Below are 16674 nucleotides of genomic sequence, written 5' to 3' on the forward strand. Positions count from 1 at the left end.
AATAATGTGGTTACTTGTGATTACGACGCTGCTTTGGGCAGCGTCTTTTAGTCTTATTGGTGAATATCTCGCTGGGCAAGTGGATAGCTGGCTATCCGTCCTAATACGTGTTTCTTTAGCGGCATTGGTCTTCTTGCCATTTTTACGTTGGCGAGGGCTGGGATTCAAAGTGATTGTGCTGTACATGATTGTTGGTGCATGCCAACTCGGTATTATGTATTTCTTTGTGTTCCAAGCGTATCGCCATCTCACCGTCGCGGAATTTTTGTTATTTACGGTACTCACCCCTCTGTATGTGACGCTCATTTATGATCTATTGGAGCGCCAGCGTTTACGGATGGGCTATTTGTTTAGCTCGCTACTTGCCGTTATTGGTGCAGCCATCATTCGTTATGACCATCTTAGTGAATCTTTCTGGGTAGGTCTGATATTTGTGCAATTAGCTAATATCTTCTTTGCTGTCGGTCAGGTGGGATATAAGCGTTTGATGGAAATATATCCTATCCCTCAGCATCAAGCTTTTTCATGGTTTTATATCGGTGCAACGCTGGTCGCACTGTTCGGATGGGGGCTATTTGGGGATAAATCGCTAGTGCCAACCACACATGTTCAATGGTGGGTTTTACTGTGGTTAGGTGTTGTGGCTTCTGGCATCGGCTACTTTATGTGGAATTATGGTGCCACAAAAGTAGACGCCGGAACCCTTGCTATCATGAATAATATGATGGTTCCAGCGGGGCTACTGGTTAATTTTGCCATCTGGCAACAGCATCCAGATTGGTTGAGTTTTACCATTGGAGCGAGCCTGATTGTCGCGTCTCTGTGGGTACATAGGCGTTGGATACTTTCACCGGTTTCACGTAAGACAGATTCTCAACGGCATGATTAGTGGCCGTTTTGGTAAAAGCTTCAATAGCGGGTTGGCGTTGCTCTCCTTCACGGCATGCAGCGTACAACCGGCTCCACAAACCACTCCCTAATGTTTTTATACTAATTAACCCTTGTTTTTCAAACGAATCCACCGCCCAATGTGGTAATGCGGCGATCCCCATTTTAGCTGCCACCATCTGTATTAAAATCAATGTATTATCAACGGCTTTCACCTTTGGTGAAACCCCGGCTGGCTGTAAGAAATGGCGCCAAACATCAAAGCGATGACGTTGTACTGGGTAAATTAGTAAGGTCTCATCGGCGAGAGCATGAGGCTCGATAATCGGTTTTTTTGCTAAAGGGTGATCATTAGCCACAATTAATTTTACTTCATAATCAAACAGCGGCGTGTAGTGGATCTCTTTATCAGCCAAGATATCTGAAGTCAGTACAATATCCAGCTCTCGTGAAAGTAATTCGGGCTGCGGGTCAAAAGTCACTCCCGATTTAAAATCCACTGAAACTTGCGGCCATGTTTGCCTAAATTGCTGTAATGCAGGTGTTAGCCATTGAATGCAGCTATGGCATTCGATAGCGATACGTAGCGTCGACACGCCCGGTTCATTACAAATACGAATAGCATCTTTCACCATTGGTAATACTTGGTGTGCCAGTTGCAATAGCACTTCCCCTTGCGGTGTAAATCGTAATGGCTGGCTTTTACGAATAAATAGCTTAAAGCCCAAACGATGTTCTAAGTCACTAAATTGATGTGACAATGCTGACTGAGTCTGGTGCAGGTAAGTTGCAGCCGCTGCCAATGAGCCATGTTGGCTGAGCGCATGCAATGTTTTTAGATGTTTTAATTCGATCATGAGAAACCTTCAAGATGACAATGAATAATTTGCGCTTGTGCTTTATACAGTACCTGTTGATTATAGATGTGTAAACATCTAGACGGCTAAAAATTTTAAGGGGTCAATATGTCTGTTATAAATCATACACTTGGATTTCCTCGTGTCGGTCTGAAAAGGGAGCTAAAACGCGCACAAGAAGATTATTGGGCTGGAAAAATTGACCAAGCAGCGCTTTTAGCAACGGGTCGTGAATTACGTGCTCGTCACTGGCAACAACAAAAAGATGCCGGTGTGCAACTATTACCAGTCGGTGATTTTGCTTGGTATGACCAAGTATTAACGACGAGCTTATTGCTGGGGAATGTACCTCCACGTCATCAAAACGAAGATGGCTCAATTGATTTAGATACACTATTTAGAGTGGCTCGTGGCCGCGCGCCAACAGGAAAGCCAGCAGCGGCAGGCGAGATGACTAAGTGGTTTAATACCAATTACCACTACATCGTACCTGAGTTCCAAAAAGGGCAGAAATTCAGCTTATCATGGACACAACTGTTTGAGGAAGTCGATGAAGCGTTAGCACTAGGCCATACTATCAAACCTGTTGTAATTGGTCCGTTGACTTACCTATGGTTAGGCAAAGTAAAAGGTGAATCATTCGATCGTTTATCATTATTGAATGATCTGCTACCTGTCTATCAAGAAATTCTTGCACGTTTAGCGCAAAAAGGAATTGAGTGGGTACAAATTGATGAACCAGCACTGGTGTTAGATTTACCAACAGAGTGGCAGCAGGCGTATCAAACGGCTTATCAAGCGTTAGCTGGGAAAACCAAACTGTTGCTGACAACCTATTTTGATGGCATCAGTCACCATCTGGATCTGATTAAACAGCTACCAGTACAGGGATTGCATGTTGATGTTGTCGCTGGGCAAGATGACATCGAAAAATTACACCAAGCGCTACCACAAGATTGGGTGCTCTCATTAGGCATTATCAATGGTCGTAACGTATGGAAAGCTGACTTAGGTGAAAAGTTTGCACGTATTAAGCCGTTGTTAGGCCAACGTAATTTGTGGGTCGGCTCATCGTGTTCACTACTCCATAGCCCTATCGATCTCAACGATGAGACTCGCTTAGATGAAGAAGTGAAAAGTTGGTTTGCTTTTGCGCTACAAAAATGTGCGGAATTAGCATTACTAAGCCAAGCGTTAAATGAGCCAACGGCAGAGCATCTTGCTGGATTAGAACAATACAGCGCTCCGGTTCGTGCTCGTAAGACATCAACTCGTGTCAATAATGCGGCGGTCAATCAGCGTTTGCAAGGGATCCGTAAAGGGGATGCTGAACGTAATAGCCCATATGAAATACGCGCTCAACGTCAACGTGAACGCTTTAATTTGCCATTATGGCCAACCACAACAATTGGTTCGTTTCCACAAACGAGTGAAATTAGAACACTGCGCCTTGATTTCAAAAAAGGTAACTTAGATAAAACGCACTATCGTACCAGTATCAGTGAACACATTAAGCAGGCGATTAAAGAGCAAGAACTGCTTGATATTGATGTGTTAGTGCATGGTGAAGCCGAACGTAACGACATGGTTGAATACTTTGGTGAGCATTTTGACGGTTATGTCTTTACACAAAATGGCTGGGTACAAAGCTATGGTTCGCGCTGTGTGAAACCTCCCGTCATTATTGGAGATATTAGCCGACCAGAAGCTATCACGGTAGAGTGGGCGAAATACGCACAATCGCTGACTGAAAAGCCAGTCAAAGGGATGTTAACGGGGCCTGTGACTATCCTATGTTGGTCATTCCCGCGTGAAGACATTAGTCGTGAAACAATTGCCAAACAAATTGCTTTGGCGCTACGCGATGAAGTGGATGATCTACAAAAAGCGGGGATTGGCATTATTCAAATCGATGAGCCTGCACTTCGCGAAGGCTTGCCATTACGTAAGGATGAGTGGGCTGAATATTTAAATTGGGCAGTAGAAGCATTTAAACTCAGTGCGGCAATTGCCGATGATGACACTCAGATCCACACCCATATGTGTTATTGCGAGTTCAATGACATCATGGATTCGATTGCTGCGCTGGATGCTGATGTGATCACGATTGAGACTTCGCGCTCTGACATGGAATTGTTGGATGCTTTCGAAGACTTCCATTATCCCAATGAAATTGGCCCAGGTGTATATGATATTCACTCACCAAACGTGCCAAATGTTGAGTGGATTGTGGCGCTACTGAGAAAAGCTGCTAAACGTGTTCCGGTTGAACGTCTGTGGGTGAACCCTGACTGTGGCTTGAAAACCCGTGGTTGGACAGAGACACGTCAATCATTGGCTAACATGGTGGAAGCTGCTAAAAGGTTAAGAAGCGAATACTAAGCTAAATATTGGTGAGTGGTAGGTTAGCATGTTGGTTAACCTACCACTTTTGCTTTGATGAGGCAGTATTAACCAAACAACTTTTCTTTCAGCATATTCATGCCAACTGCAGACAAATCAACGTGTTCTGGCAGAACACCTTCTGGTGTAGCTTGATTAACGAGTTTTGGGAGATATTTGGCGATCAATTCTGTCGTTTCTTGCGGGTCAATACCCACTTTTTGAGCTAATTGTTGGATATCTAAGTTACCAAAAACTTGAATTAATTGGTTAACGCTCACAGGTAGGTTCTCAGAGTTACTGATCCATGATTGAATAATGTCACCTAAGCCTTGTTGGTTAAATTTATCAACAACCCCTGCTAACCCACCTTGTTTATCAATCCATTCAATTACGGATTGAAACTGGCTCATTTTATCACCGGCAACCATGGTGATCAGTTGATCGAACAAACCCATTTAATACTCCTCATTATTTCTCAAACTGTGGGCTTCAACAGCGTGTTCAGTGCGTTAAAGGATCCCTAAAAATTAAGTAATCGGCTATTTTGGTCAATTTCAGCGAGGCGTCAATCAAAAATGATGCTATTGCGATTTAACTGAACGGAAAAGCGGAAAAGTTTTATTTTTTACATTTGATAGGTATAAACCACGCTCTCATCACATTTTTTATCACATTGCGATGTGAATTGTTTTGTGAATTACCAAAAATTAAAAATGCATTAAAAACAATAAATTAAAATAATATTGGTGATTTTTTATATTATTCATAATGTGATATCCATCATGTGTTTGTGAATTTTGTTATGTGAGAATTCACATCAATAACAAAGATTAACAACATCAGGGGTTGTTATGGGAAATTTCGTTAAGAACGTCGGTGTTATTGGCTTAGGCTCAATGGGTATGGGGATCGCTAAATCCCTAATAAAAAATAATATTCCTACCTATGGCTTTGACCTAAACCAAGATGCCTGCCAAATCTTAAAGCAAGCCGGTGCTGTCGCAGTAGGCCAAAATGCGGCGGAGTACGCTCAACATCTGCAAGCTTTACTGTTAGTTGTCGTCAATGGTCGCCAAGTCGAGGCAATCCTATTTGGTGGCGATAAGCCTCTGGTAGAGCAGTTGCAGCCAGGCACTATTATTATGTTGCATAGTACGCTATCTGCTGAGCAAACAAAACAGATTGCTCAGCGTTTGGCGCAATATCAGTTACCACTGATGGATGCACCTATTTCAGGCGGCGCGCTGAAAGCGGCAGAAGGCAAACTAACGGTGATGGCATCTGGCGCTCCGATCTTGTTTGAACAGCTTAACGAAGTTTTTGAGGCGATAGCTGAGCGTTTATATCGTGTCGGTGATGAGGTGGGGTTGGGGTCGACAGTAAAAACCATCCATCAACTACTTGCTGGGGTTCATATTGCGGTTGCTGCCGAAAGCATGGCATTAGCTGCCAAAGCGGGTATCGACCTGAATATGATGTATGACATCGTGACACATGCAGCGGGTAACTCGTGGATGTTTGAGAACCGTATGCAGCATGTTCTTGATGGTGATTATACGCCCAAATCGTCCGTTGATATTTTTGTGAAAGACTTAGGGTTGGTCATGGAAACAGGGAAAGCCTTGAACTTCCCATTACCTATCGCGGCCACTGCTCATCAAATGTTTATCTCTGCAAGTAACGAAGGTTTTGGCCTTCAAGATGACAGTGCAGTGATCAAAACTTTCAAAGGCATTGCTTTACCGGAGAAAAAAGTATGACTGTGAAATTAGGTGTGATTGCCGATGATTTTACTGGTGCAACCGACATCGCAGGATTTATGGTCCAGAACGGCTGGCGAGTCGTTCAATTACTGAATGAACCAGATGACAATACAGTCGTACCACACGATGTTGATGCGATTGTTATCAGCCTAAAAAGCCGTTCTTGTCCTGTAGATGAAGCAATTAACGCATCGTTAAACGCATGTCGTTGGTTAAAGCAACAAGCACACTGCCAACAAATTTTCTTTAAATATTGCTCCACATTTGATTCCACTGACAAAGGCAATATTGGCCCAGTGACTGACGCGTTGATGAAGCAGCTTGATACTCAAGTTGCACTGATTTGTCCTGCACTGCCCATTAATGGCAGAACCGTGGTTCACGGGCATTTATTTGTCAATGGTCAGCTGCTCAATGAAAGTGGTATGCAGCATCACCCCGTGACGCCAATGACGGATGCTAACTTGATGAGGGTGATGGAAAAGCAATCTGAAGGTAAAGCTGGGCTGATCCCATTATCTGATATTCAGCAAGGCAGCACGCTAATTAAACAGCGTTTAGCAACCTTAGCCGAGCAAGGTGCGAGTTACATCGTTGTTGATTCATTAACAATGAATGATTTGTTACCGATCGCCAAAGCGGTAAAAGAGATGCCTTTACTGACAGGCGGCTCTGGACTTGGGGCGGCATTAGCCAATGTGGATACCGGATGTGAATGGGGGGCAGGTGGTAGCCGTGGTGAAACGCCTAGCCGCCAAGGCCGTCAGACCGTGATTTTATCTGGCAGTTGCTCAGCAATGACCAACAAACAAGTGCAAAGCTACCAACAAATTGCACCAGCTAAAGTCGTGGATGTCGGGGAGTGTATTGATAACCCTCTCTATGCCCAACAATTAGCAACGTGGGTTCAAGAGCAAAAATTAACAGGACTCGCACCACTATTATATGCGACCCAACCACCTGAAATTCTGAGAAAAATTCAAGAGACGTATGGGGCAGATATAGCGAGTAGCGCAGTGGAAAATGTGTTTGGGGAAGTGGTAAAACTTTTACAAGCACAAGGTTATAACACCTTTATTATTGCGGGTGGCGAAACATCCGGCAAAGTCGTTCAAAGCCTAGGAACCGAGCAATTAAGCATTGGTGCGCCAATCGCACCGGGCGTTCCATGGGTTCAAGATTTAACAAGCGGTCACTGGTTGGCACTCAAATCGGGTAATTTCGGCCAAGAGAATTTCTTCCAGTACGCACAGGAGATGTTTAATGAGTGAAGAAAAGGCACTACGCCAAGAGCTGGCTGATTGGGCTAAATCGATGTTTAACCGTGGCTATAGTAGTGGCGGAGCTGGAAACATCAGTGCCAAACTTCCGGATGGGAACATTATCGTCACGCCAACTAACTCCAGCTTTGGGGATTTAGATCCTGAAAGACTAAGTAAGTTGGATGCAGAAGGGCACTGGATCGATGGCGATAAGCCCACTAAAGAAGTCTCTATGCATATGGCGATGTATCGACAGCGTCCTGATTGCCGAGCGGTGGTTCACTTACACTCCCCTTGGCTAACCGCACTGTCGTGTTTATCAGGGCTTGATAGCAGCAATTGCTTGCCGCCAATCACGCCTTATTACGTGATGCGAGTCGGCAAATTGCCATTAATTCAATACTTGCCACCGGGGGATGACCGTATTGGTGAAGAAATTGAAAAATTGGCTCCTAACCATAACGCAGTACTGCTATCGAATCATGGACCCGTTGTTGGCGGTAAAACCTTAAGGCAAGCTTTCTTCAATGCTGAAGAGTTGGAAGATACGGCGCGTTTATATATCACATTACGCCAGCAAGGTTTTACAACACTCACTGAAGAGCAAGTTAACGAGCTAGAAAGCCGTTATCCAAAGAAATGAGGCACCTGATATGGCTAAATTTGCAGCAAACCTCAGTATGATGTTTAACGAAGTTCCTTTTATTCAGCGCTTTGAACGCGCTGCACAAGCGGGCTTTACTGGCGTTGAATATCTTTTCCCCTATGAAGAACAACCTGAAGCGATAGCTGAACAGTTGGAAAAATATGGTTTAACTCAAGCGCTGTTCAACATGCCAGCGGGCGATTGGGCGGCGGGTGAACGCGGCATGGCATCTATTCCGGGTCGTGAAGATGAGTTCGCACAAGGCGTACAGACGGCACTGAAATATGCCAAAGCGTTGGGTTGTAAGCAGGTGCATGCGATGGCAGGTAAATTGGATGCCCGATTTACCCCTGAACAGCAGCAAGCGTGTTTTATTAAAAATATTCAATATGCCGCAGATATTATGGCTGAGCATGGCATTCGTGTATTAATTGAGCCTATCAATACGCGTGATATGCCGGGTTACTTTTTGACTACGCAAAAGCAAGCTGAGGCATTGCTACCAAAGATCGCACGTGAAAATGTGTTTATTCAATTGGATCTCTATCACTGCCAAATCATGGAAGGTGATTTATTGAAAACAATTGAGCGTTTATGGGATAAATTTAGTCATATTCAGATAGCTTCAGTTCCTTATCGTCATGAGCCTGATAGTGGTGAAGTCAATTACCCATGGATTTTCAAACAATTAGATGAAATGGGATATCAAGGTTGGCTTGGATGTGAATATCGCCCCGCAGGTCGTACCGAAGACGGTTTAGGTTGGCTGAAACAAGCACAGTCTTAAACAGGAGAGCCTATGATCCCTTCAGAGCGTCGTGATTTTATTTACCGTTACGTCCATGAGTACCAAACCGTGTCGATTAACGACTTGGTGGAGCTAATGAATGTGTCGCATATGACGGTAAGACGTGATATCCGCATGCTAGAAGAGGAAGGGAAAGTCGTTGCAATAAGCGGTGGTGTTCGGTTAAACGATGCGTTACGCCAAGAGCTTCCTTGGAGTGAGAAAGCGCGTTTACATCATCGAAGCAAACGTGAAATAGGTAAATTTGCCTCATCGCTCGTTGAAGATGGGCAAGTGGTTTATCTCGATGCGGGAACAACGACATTTGAGATAGCCCGTGTGCTGGGTGAACGGTTTAATTTGACGATTGTGACTAATGATTTTTCTATCATGCAATATTTGATGAACAAATCACAACTCAATCTGTATCACACGGGGGGGCAAGTGGATAAACGTAACCATTCGTGTGTTGGCAATACCGCCGCAATGATGCTGAAAACCCTAAATGTTGATGTGGCATTTATTAGCACTAGCTCTTGGGATTTACTGCATGGGGTTTCCACGCCTCATGAAGAAAAAGTACAAATAAAACAAACATTACTGGATGTTGCTCGGCGCTGTGTGCTGGTTTCTGACAGTAGCAAATTTGGTAAATATGGCATGTTCCGTGTTTGCCCACTAAATCAATTGCACGACATTATTTGTGATGATCAGCTACCAAACGATGCTGTGCAGCGGATAACAGAACAAAATATAAAACTTCATTTAATAAAGACATAAATAATCTTACCTAATGATGAATAGCTCAAATTAGGGCTATTCAAGGAGAATAACAATGAAAGTTATCATTACAGGCGGCGCTGGCTTTTTGGGTCAGCAGCTAGCCGCTGCTTTACTTAAAAACAGCCAGGGTTTTAAATTTGACCAACTCGTTTTAGCGGATATTCAGTGCCCTACATCGCCAATTGAAGACGCTAGAGTGAGTTGTGTTGCAACAGATTTAACTCAGCCGGGTGCCGCTGATAAGCTGATTGATGCGCAAACCGACATCGTTTATCACCTCGCTGCTATTGTGAGTAGTCATGCTGAAAGCGATTTTGATTTAGGCATGAAAGTAAATTTCGAAGCGACTCGCCAATTATTGGAAGTGGCTCGTGCTAAAAACCCTGCAATGAAGTTTATCTTTACCAGTTCATTAGCAGTATTTGGCGGTGAACTACCTGACGTTATCACCGACCTTTGTGTGGTTAACCCGCAATCATCGTATGGTGCACAAAAAGCGATGTGCGAATTGATGGTTAATGACTATTCACGTAAAGGCTATGTTGATGGACGTGTGTTACGCCTACCAACAATCAGTGTGCGCCCTGGCGTTCCGAACAAAGCCGCCTCTTCATTTGCCAGTGGCATCATTCGTGAGCCATTAAATGGGGTTGAGAGTGTTTGCCCTGTTTCACCTGAACTTGCGTTGTGGCTCTCGAGTCCAGAAACGGTTGTCAGTAATTTCATTCATGCTGCAACCATTTCAGCAGAGCAATTTGGCTTGTCTCGTACGGTTAACTTACCGGGGATCACTGTGACAGTTCAAGGGATGATTGATGCTCTACGTGATGTCGCAGGCCAAAAAGCGGTTGATCTGATCCGTTTTGAACCGGATGAAGCCATTAACCGTATTGTCGCAAGTTGGCCGGGTAAATTCGATATTAGCCGTGCTTTAGGCCTTGGTTTCCGTGCAGATGGTTCGTTTGCTGATGCAATTCGTTCATTCATCACTCACCACGGCTCACAGCAATAGGGGATAAGCTATGTCCTATATTCCTATTATTGGCCTCGCGGTGGCCATATTTGTCCTGATCTTCTTGGTATTGCGAACGCGTATTCATGCGTTACTTGCCATGTTGATTGCAGCAGCTATTGCAGGTATCTCAGGTGGGTTAACCGCCGCAGAAACCGTCTCTGTAATTACAAAAGGTTTTGGTAGCACACTCGGTGGTATCGGTATTGTTATCGGTCTCGGGGTAATGATGGGAAGGGTACTAGAAGTTTCTGGTGCCGCTGAACAAATAGCGTATAGCTTTATTCGTTGGTTAGGGAAAAAACGCGAAGAATGGGCGCTGGCTATCACAGGTTATATCGTCAGTATTCCAATTTTCGTTGACTCCGCATTCGTGATCCTCTACCCATTAGCGAAGGCATTAGCGAAAAATGGTAAGCGTAGTCTGCTGACACTTGGTGTCGCATTAGCTGGTGGCTTAGTGGTTACTCACCACACTGTGCCGCCGACTCCGGGTCCTTTAGGGGTTGCTGGGATCTTCGGTGTGGATATTGGTGCCATGATCTTAACGGGGATGACCCTTGCTATCCCTTGCGTTATTGGGATCGTATTTTACGCGAAGTGGTTAGCTGTTAAATACCCTGAGTTTATGCCCGATGAAAGCAACAACGCAGATCTGAAAGAAATTCACGACCGCTATATGGAAGAAAAGGCGAACAAGCCGTTACCAAGCCTCTTCTTATCTGTATTACCTATCGTAACACCGATCTTGTTGATCTTTATCAATGCGGTCAACGGGTTATTGCTAAAAACCGACGCCTTTCAAGGGATGGAGAATAATTGGTATTTCCAAACCTTTGAATTCCTTGGTGCACCAATAATTGCTCTGTCTATCAGTGTGTTGATTGCCGTTTATACGCTGATGCCAAAAGCGACGAAAGAAGAAGTCATCGACCGCATGGAAGAAGGCTTACAGTCAGCCGGGATCATCTTACTGGTAACAGGTGCGGGTGGTGCGTTAGGTGCGGTTTTACGTGACAGTGGTACGGGGAATATTTTAGCGGAGCATGTGGCGAGTTTACCAATCACTCCAGTGTTGATCCCATTTATTATCGCCACATTGGTACGTTTAATTCAGGGTTCGGGCACCGTCGCGATGATCACAGCGGCATCGATTTCTGCTCCCATTATTAGCCAGATCCCTGATATCAATCTGCTTGTTGCGGCTCAAGCTGCGACAATGGGGTCACTGTTCTTTGGTTATTTCAACGACAGCCTCTACTGGGTTGTTAACCGAATGATGGGTATTAAGGACGTTAGACAACAGATGATGGTTTGGTCTATCCCAACAACGATAGCTTGGGCCATTGGTCTAGTAGGCGTTCTGATCCTTGATGTAGTTCTCTGATAGATAAACTATCTTTTATTTCTGCCAATAATTCAAAGCGCCTTCGGGCGCTTTTTCGTGACTTTCTTTCATATCGTCTATACTGATTGCATATTTGTATTTAAAACAATTAATTTGTGATCTAAATCACCATTTAATGAAATCTAGATAAAATCATTTCCATTAAAAGTGACTATGGTCACTAAATTGACATGGGTTTACCGCTATATTAATCACAACGTATAAATTCAATGATGCCATTGTGTAAAGGAGTTTGATATGTCTGACGTATTCCACTTAGGGCTAAAAAAGAGTGACTTACAGGGTGCAACCGTTGCAATTGTTCCCGGTGATCCAAATCGTGTCGAAAAAATCGCACGCCTGATGGATAATCCGGTACATCTCGCTTCTTTACGTGAGTTCACCTCTTGGCGTGGTGAGCTTGATGGTAAAGCAGTCATTATTTGTTCAACGGGAATTGGTGGTCCTTCAACCTCTATTGCTGTAGAAGAACTTGCGCAGCTAGGTATTCGTACTTTCTTGCGTATTGGTACTACAGGGGCTATTCAAGAAAATATTAATGTTGGTGATGTGTTAGTGACAACCGCAGCCGTAAGATTAGACGGTGCGAGCCAACATTTTGCGCCATTGGAATACCCAGCCGTTGCTAACTTTACTTGTACGAATGCACTCTATGATGCAGCGAAAGAAGCGGGTGCAACAGTCCATGTGGGTGTGACTGCTTCATCGGATACCTTCTATCCAGGCCAAGAGCGTTATGACACCTATACTGGTCGTGTGATGCGCCATTTCAGAGGTTCAATGAAAGAATGGCAAGATATGGGCGTGATGAACTATGAGATGGAATCAGCGACGTTGCTGACCATGTGCTCAAGCCAAGGCCTACGTGCGGGTATGGTTGCAGGTGTGATTGTTAACCGTACTCAACAAGAAATTCCAGACGAAGCACTGTTGAAGAAAACAGAAAGCAATGTATTAAGCATTGTTGTTGAAGCTGCGCGTCGTCTACTTTAATTTCTCCTATTACTGGCTCGTTTACTTTGATGTTCGCTCGGTTGTGAATAAACCGTAGACGAGCCCAGTTTTCTTTCTCTTTTTCGATATTGATTACATTTCAATGCACTCTTTTATGAATACCTGCTTAACGGCGGGTATTTTTTCTGATTTTTTTCCGGTCATAATCTGTTATGGTTTTAGTCATAATCAATATCATAGGTAGCGATAATTATGACAAAAACACCTTATTTACACCCTTCAGTATTACCGTTAAAAGGTGGAATTAACTTCCGTGACCTCGGCGGAAAAAAATTAGCCAATGGCAACAAAATAAAATCAGGCGTGCTATTTCGTTCAGGAGCTTTGAACCATTTAACGACAGAGGATTTGGCCGTTTTACAATCACAAAACCTTTATCAAATATTGGATTACCGTGATGTGGCGGAAACAAAAGCAAAACCAGATATGATTTGGGATGGTGCTCATTATGTTAATGCCCCAGCGAACCCTATGGCAAAGGAGGTCAGTGCCGATTTAGGCCAACTGACACCAGAGTCACTTGAACAGTTTGACCCTAAAATATTTATGGGGCGCCTTTACGAGCTATTGCCTTTAAATAATCCTGCTTACCATCAACTTGTGAGTATGTTAAAGCAGCCTGAAAAAGGGGGGATCGTTCAGCATTGTGCGGTCGGTAAAGATCGTACTGGTGTTGGCGCCGCTTTGGTACTATTTGCGCTGGGTGCAGACTTAGATACCGTCATGGAAGATTACCTACTGACAAATGAAACCCTCGCGCCATTCCGTAAGCATTTATTGGAAGAGCATGCACAAAGGATGAGTGACAGTGTGGTGAAAAAGTTTGAGTATGTCTATTCTGTGCGTGAAGAATTTCTTATGACAGCCATAAATAGCATAAAAACACATTATGGTAGTATTGATAAATGGCTGGAGAGTGATTTTGGACTGGATAATGCTGGCAGAAGCTTACTTCAAAGTTATTTTCTCGAATAATTAGTTTAAGATTGGTTTATTACATATTAGTTAATGTATTAAACCAATCCATTATAAAGGGAGAAAGGCTGTGACGTTGAATGAAATCGTCCATACAGTGACCGAATTTACCCGTGAACATGAAATATGGGCGCTGCCAATCATCTTCTTTCTAGCATTTGGTGAATCTTTAGCCTTTTTATCTTTGCTGTTGCCTGCAACTGTCATCCTGTTAGGTTTAGGTGCCCTCATCGGCGAAAGTGGTATTACATTCTGGCCTGTATGGCTTGCGGCAACGTTAGGGGCATTTTTTGGTGATTGGCTCTCCTATTGGTTTGGTTTTCACTATAAAGATAACGTCCGTAAAATGTGGCCGATTTCTCGCAAACCTCAAATGATTGATAGAGGGCAGCACTTTTTCAATCGTTGGGGCATATGGAGTGTCTTTTTAGGGCGTTTCTTCGGCCCATTCAGAGCCGTCGTACCTTTAGTGGCTGGGATTTGTAAAATGCCTAAACGCTATTTTCAGGCGGCAAACTTAGTGTCTGCGATGATTTGGGCATTTGGTATATTAGCGCCAGGCGCATTTGGATTACGTTGGCTAGCTCAGTGGATGGGCTAAGCTGCGAATCGTCTCGCAATTTAGGGCTTGTTTTAAATTACTTCTGGACTGATATACAGTATCCGATTACCTTACCCTAGATCTCGTCATGTAAGGATTTAACTGTGGATACCTCTCTTTTATATGGGGTTATTGGCGCCCTTGGCGGTATATTAATTGGCGGCTTAGCCGTTTGGCTGTTTATTGCGCAAAAACTTAATCAAAAAGAGCAAGAACTCCAACACATTAATCGTCAACTTGCGGCCAGTGATGAAAAAAACATCCATCTTTCTGAGTGGAAAATGGAATATGAACGTCTCGATCAAGAGTTGCGAACACTCAGAGATATTAATCGTGAGCAAGAAGCTGAATTACGAGAAATCACAACACGTTTTGAGCAAAGCCAGCTAGCCAATGAAGAGAAACAGCGCCTGCTGCAAAACAGTGAGCAGCGGTTAACGATTCAATTTGAAAATTTAGCCAACCGGATTTTTGAGCAGAATGAGCGTAGGGCATCAGAGCAGCAGCAAAAAAGCTTGATTGCCATGTTATCCCCATTTCGTGAACAGCTTGAAGGGTTCCGCCAACAGGTACAGCAAAGCTTTGGTGAAGAAGCCAAAGAGCGGCATACACTGGCGTATGAAATCCGTCAGTTACAGCAGCTAAATACTCAAATGACCAAAGAAGCGGTTAACCTGACTCGAGCCCTTAAAGGGGATAACAAGATCCAAGGAAACTGGGGAGAAACCATTCTGACGCGGATCTTGGAAGCTTCTGGTTTACGCAAAGGGAGTGAGTTTGAAACACAAGTCAGTATTAATACCAGCTATAACAGCCGTTATCAGCCTGATGTGATTATCCGCTTGCCTGAAGGTAAAGACGTGATTGTTGATGCAAAAATGTCACTGGTCGCTTATGAAAGATATTTCAATAGTGAAGACCCTGACGAACAAACTCAGGCTATCAAAAACCATGTAGCTTCAATTCGTAATCACATGCGTATGCTAAGTCATAAGGACTATCATCAACTACCGGGGATACGCTCTTTAGATTATGTATTGATGTTTATTCCAATTGAACCGGCTTACTTATTGGCTTTAAAAGAATCGCCTGCGCTACTTGATGAAGGTATAAAACAGAATATCATGTTAGTTTGCCCTTCCACATTATTAGTGGCGGTGCGAACAATTAACAATTTGTGGCGCTATGAACGCCAAGGGCAAAATGCGCAAGAAATTGCCGCAAAAGCCGCAAAAATGTACGACAAATTACGCCTTTTTGTTGATGACATGCAACTTTTAGGGGCAAGCCTTGATAAAGCGGATAATGCTTACCAATCCGCAATGAAAAGGTTGGCTGAGGGGCGTGGTAATTTAATTAGTCAGGCAGAAAGCTTTAAAGAAATGGGGGTTGAGGTAAAACAGCCTATTTCACCACAGCTCGTTGAAAAGTCAGATAAGCCATATTGTGCGGAATCTTAGACTTCTTGATAGGGTTTTACCTCAAAGACTGTTACACTTCCTACAAAAGTTTGAATTATAAACAGGCATAATAGAAATGACAGAACCATCAAAAGAAACTATTGATTTTGGTTTCCGTACCGTAGGCAAAGAAGATAAAGTTGGCCTTGTGGCTAATGTTTTTCACTCTGTAGCATCAAAATATGACTTGATGAATGATTTAATGTCTTTCGGCATTCATCGTGTCTGGAAACGTTTTACGATAGAAGCCAGTGGTGTACGTCGTAACCAACGTGTTTTAGATCTTGCTGGTGGTACTGGTGATTTAACCGCGAAGTTTTCTCGTCTTGTCGGTGAAAAAGGTGAGGTGATCCTCGCTGATATTAACGACTCTATGTTAAAAATGGGACGTGAAAAATTACGTGATCTTGGTATTGTTGGTAATGTTAGCTATGTTCAAGCCAACGCAGAAGAACTGCCATTCCCTGATAACTATTTTGATTGTATCACCATCTCTTTTGGGCTACGTAATGTGACCGATAAAGACAAAGCTTTACGCTCAATGTTCAGAGTGTTAAAGCCAGGTGGTCGTCTGCTAGTACTTGAATTCTCTAAGCCTGTTATTGAGCCGCTTAATAAGGCTTATGACGCGTATTCATTCCATGTTCTACCTCGTATTGGTCAAGCTGTGGTTGGGGATCCTGATAGCTATCGTTATCTTGCAGAATCTATCCGTATGCACCCAGACCAAGAAACACTGAAATCAATGATGGAAAATGCAGGCTTTGAACAAGTCTCCTATACCAATATGACAGGTGGTATTGTCGCATTGCATAAAGGGTTTAAATTCTAAG

16 protein-coding genes are annotated in these 16674 nt (G+C 43.6%); 14 read left to right on the forward strand and 2 right to left on the reverse strand.

Annotated features, from left to right (window positions below):
- Positions 1-4 precede the first annotated feature (4 nt).
- A complete protein-coding gene (locus PR675_RS13800; RefSeq protein WP_014656864.1) occupies positions 5-889 on the forward strand; it encodes a carboxylate/amino acid/amine transporter in 885 nt (294 codons plus the stop codon).
- Here PR675_RS13800 and metR read toward each other — a convergent pair.
- The gene (gene metR / locus PR675_RS13805) at positions 789-1745 is read right to left on the reverse strand and encodes an HTH-type transcriptional regulator MetR (RefSeq protein ID WP_053110154.1); all 957 of its coding nucleotides are present in this window, start codon (positions 1743-1745) and stop codon (positions 789-791) included. The genes PR675_RS13800 and metR overlap by 101 nt on opposite strands.
- A 108-nt stretch (positions 1746-1853) precedes the next feature.
- Here metR and metE point away from each other — a divergent pair, with 108 nt between their 5' ends.
- Positions 1854-4127: a 5-methyltetrahydropteroyltriglutamate--homocysteine S-methyltransferase gene (metE, locus tag PR675_RS13810; protein ID WP_053110155.1), complete on the forward strand. Its 2274-nt coding sequence runs from the start codon at positions 1854-1856 to the stop codon at positions 4125-4127.
- A 68-nt stretch (positions 4128-4195) separates the two neighbouring features.
- On the opposite strand, the gene PR675_RS13815 is transcribed toward metE, so the two are convergent.
- A complete protein-coding gene (locus tag PR675_RS13815) occupies positions 4196-4585 on the reverse strand; it encodes a YidB family protein (protein WP_004924685.1) in 390 nt (129 codons plus the stop codon).
- Between the two features lie 396 nt (positions 4586-4981).
- Between PR675_RS13815 and ltnD the strand changes: the two genes are divergently transcribed.
- The 12 genes from ltnD (at position 4982) to ubiE (ending at position 16673) form a co-directional block, all read left to right on the forward strand.
- Positions 4982-5890 (forward strand): L-threonate dehydrogenase, encoded by a 909-nt coding sequence (gene ltnD, locus PR675_RS13820; RefSeq protein WP_036941982.1) that lies wholly within the window; start codon positions 4982-4984, stop codon positions 5888-5890.
- Positions 5887-7164 carry a 3-oxo-tetronate kinase gene (gene otnK, locus PR675_RS13825; protein ID WP_060560929.1) on the forward strand — a complete coding sequence of 426 codons (1278 nt, stop codon included), beginning with the start codon at positions 5887-5889 and terminating at the stop codon, positions 7162-7164. Before ltnD ends, otnK begins: the two co-directional genes overlap by 4 nt.
- Positions 7157-7798, forward strand: coding sequence for a 3-oxo-tetronate 4-phosphate decarboxylase (otnC, locus tag PR675_RS13830; protein WP_036941979.1), 642 nt, complete (start codon positions 7157-7159; stop codon positions 7796-7798). Before otnK ends, otnC begins: the two co-directional genes overlap by 8 nt.
- 10 nt (positions 7799-7808) lie before the next feature.
- Positions 7809-8588 carry a 2-oxo-tetronate isomerase gene (gene otnI / locus PR675_RS13835; RefSeq protein ID WP_060560930.1) on the forward strand — a complete coding sequence of 260 codons (780 nt, stop codon included), beginning with the start codon at positions 7809-7811 and terminating at the stop codon, positions 8586-8588.
- A 12-nt stretch (positions 8589-8600) separates the two neighbouring features.
- Positions 8601-9368, forward strand: a complete 768-nt coding sequence (locus PR675_RS13840) for a DeoR/GlpR family DNA-binding transcription regulator (protein ID WP_004924695.1) — start codon at positions 8601-8603, stop codon at positions 9366-9368.
- A 55-nt stretch (positions 9369-9423) separates the two neighbouring features.
- On the forward strand, positions 9424-10383 hold the full coding sequence (gene denD, locus PR675_RS13845; protein ID WP_004924696.1) for a D-erythronate dehydrogenase: 960 nt from the start codon (positions 9424-9426) through the stop codon (positions 10381-10383).
- Between the two features lie 10 nt (positions 10384-10393).
- A complete protein-coding gene (locus PR675_RS13850) occupies positions 10394-11770 on the forward strand; it encodes a GntP family permease (protein ID WP_004924699.1) in 1377 nt (458 codons plus the stop codon).
- Positions 11771-12028: 258 nt separating this feature from the next.
- Positions 12029-12784 (forward strand): uridine phosphorylase, encoded by a 756-nt coding sequence (gene udp, locus PR675_RS13855; RefSeq protein ID WP_004924702.1) that lies wholly within the window; start codon positions 12029-12031, stop codon positions 12782-12784.
- A gap of 213 nt (positions 12785-12997) precedes the next feature.
- Positions 12998-13780: a tyrosine-protein phosphatase gene (locus PR675_RS13860; RefSeq protein ID WP_004924704.1), complete on the forward strand. Its 783-nt coding sequence runs from the start codon at positions 12998-13000 to the stop codon at positions 13778-13780.
- 70 nt (positions 13781-13850) lie between these two features.
- Positions 13851-14381: a DedA family protein gene (locus tag PR675_RS13865; RefSeq protein WP_004924706.1), complete on the forward strand. Its 531-nt coding sequence runs from the start codon at positions 13851-13853 to the stop codon at positions 14379-14381.
- A 104-nt stretch (positions 14382-14485) separates the two neighbouring features.
- Positions 14486-15841: a DNA recombination protein RmuC gene (gene rmuC / locus PR675_RS13870; RefSeq protein ID WP_060560931.1), complete on the forward strand. Its 1356-nt coding sequence runs from the start codon at positions 14486-14488 to the stop codon at positions 15839-15841.
- A 76-nt stretch (positions 15842-15917) separates the two neighbouring features.
- On the forward strand, positions 15918-16673 hold the full coding sequence (gene ubiE / locus PR675_RS13875) for a bifunctional demethylmenaquinone methyltransferase/2-methoxy-6-polyprenyl-1,4-benzoquinol methylase UbiE (protein WP_004924710.1): 756 nt from the start codon (positions 15918-15920) through the stop codon (positions 16671-16673).
- The last annotated feature ends 1 nt before the right edge of the window (position 16674 follow it).

Source organism: Providencia sp. PROV261 (assembly GCF_028477945.1).
GTDB classification, from domain to species: Bacteria; Pseudomonadota; Gammaproteobacteria; order Enterobacterales; family Enterobacteriaceae; genus Providencia; species Providencia stuartii.

What these genes read in the sequence shown, in the direction of transcription:
- otnC (WP_036941979.1), top strand. Translation starts at nt 7,157, where the DNA reads ATGAGTGAAGAAAAGGCACTACGCCAAGAGCTGGCTGATTGGGCTAAA.
- PR675_RS13800 (WP_014656864.1), top strand. Translation starts at nt 5, where the DNA reads ATGTGGTTACTTGTGATTACGACGCTGCTTTGGGCAGCGTCTTTTAGT.
- denD (WP_004924696.1), top strand. Translation starts at nt 9,424, where the DNA reads ATGAAAGTTATCATTACAGGCGGCGCTGGCTTTTTGGGTCAGCAGCTA.
- ubiE (WP_004924710.1), top strand. Translation starts at nt 15,918, where the DNA reads ATGACAGAACCATCAAAAGAAACTATTGATTTTGGTTTCCGTACCGTA.
- PR675_RS13815 (WP_004924685.1), bottom strand. Translation starts at nt 4,585, where the DNA reads ATGGGTTTGTTCGATCAACTGATCACCATGGTTGCCGGTGATAAAATG.
- otnI (WP_060560930.1), top strand. Translation starts at nt 7,809, where the DNA reads ATGGCTAAATTTGCAGCAAACCTCAGTATGATGTTTAACGAAGTTCCT.
- PR675_RS13840 (WP_004924695.1), top strand. Translation starts at nt 8,601, where the DNA reads ATGATCCCTTCAGAGCGTCGTGATTTTATTTACCGTTACGTCCATGAG.
- metR (WP_053110154.1), bottom strand. Translation starts at nt 1,745, where the DNA reads ATGATCGAATTAAAACATCTAAAAACATTGCATGCGCTCAGCCAACAT.
- PR675_RS13850 (WP_004924699.1), top strand. Translation starts at nt 10,394, where the DNA reads ATGTCCTATATTCCTATTATTGGCCTCGCGGTGGCCATATTTGTCCTG.
- metE (WP_053110155.1), top strand. Translation starts at nt 1,854, where the DNA reads ATGTCTGTTATAAATCATACACTTGGATTTCCTCGTGTCGGTCTGAAA.
- udp (WP_004924702.1), top strand. Translation starts at nt 12,029, where the DNA reads ATGTCTGACGTATTCCACTTAGGGCTAAAAAAGAGTGACTTACAGGGT.
- ltnD (WP_036941982.1), top strand. Translation starts at nt 4,982, where the DNA reads ATGGGAAATTTCGTTAAGAACGTCGGTGTTATTGGCTTAGGCTCAATG.
- otnK (WP_060560929.1), top strand. Translation starts at nt 5,887, where the DNA reads ATGACTGTGAAATTAGGTGTGATTGCCGATGATTTTACTGGTGCAACC.
- PR675_RS13860 (WP_004924704.1), top strand. Translation starts at nt 12,998, where the DNA reads ATGACAAAAACACCTTATTTACACCCTTCAGTATTACCGTTAAAAGGT.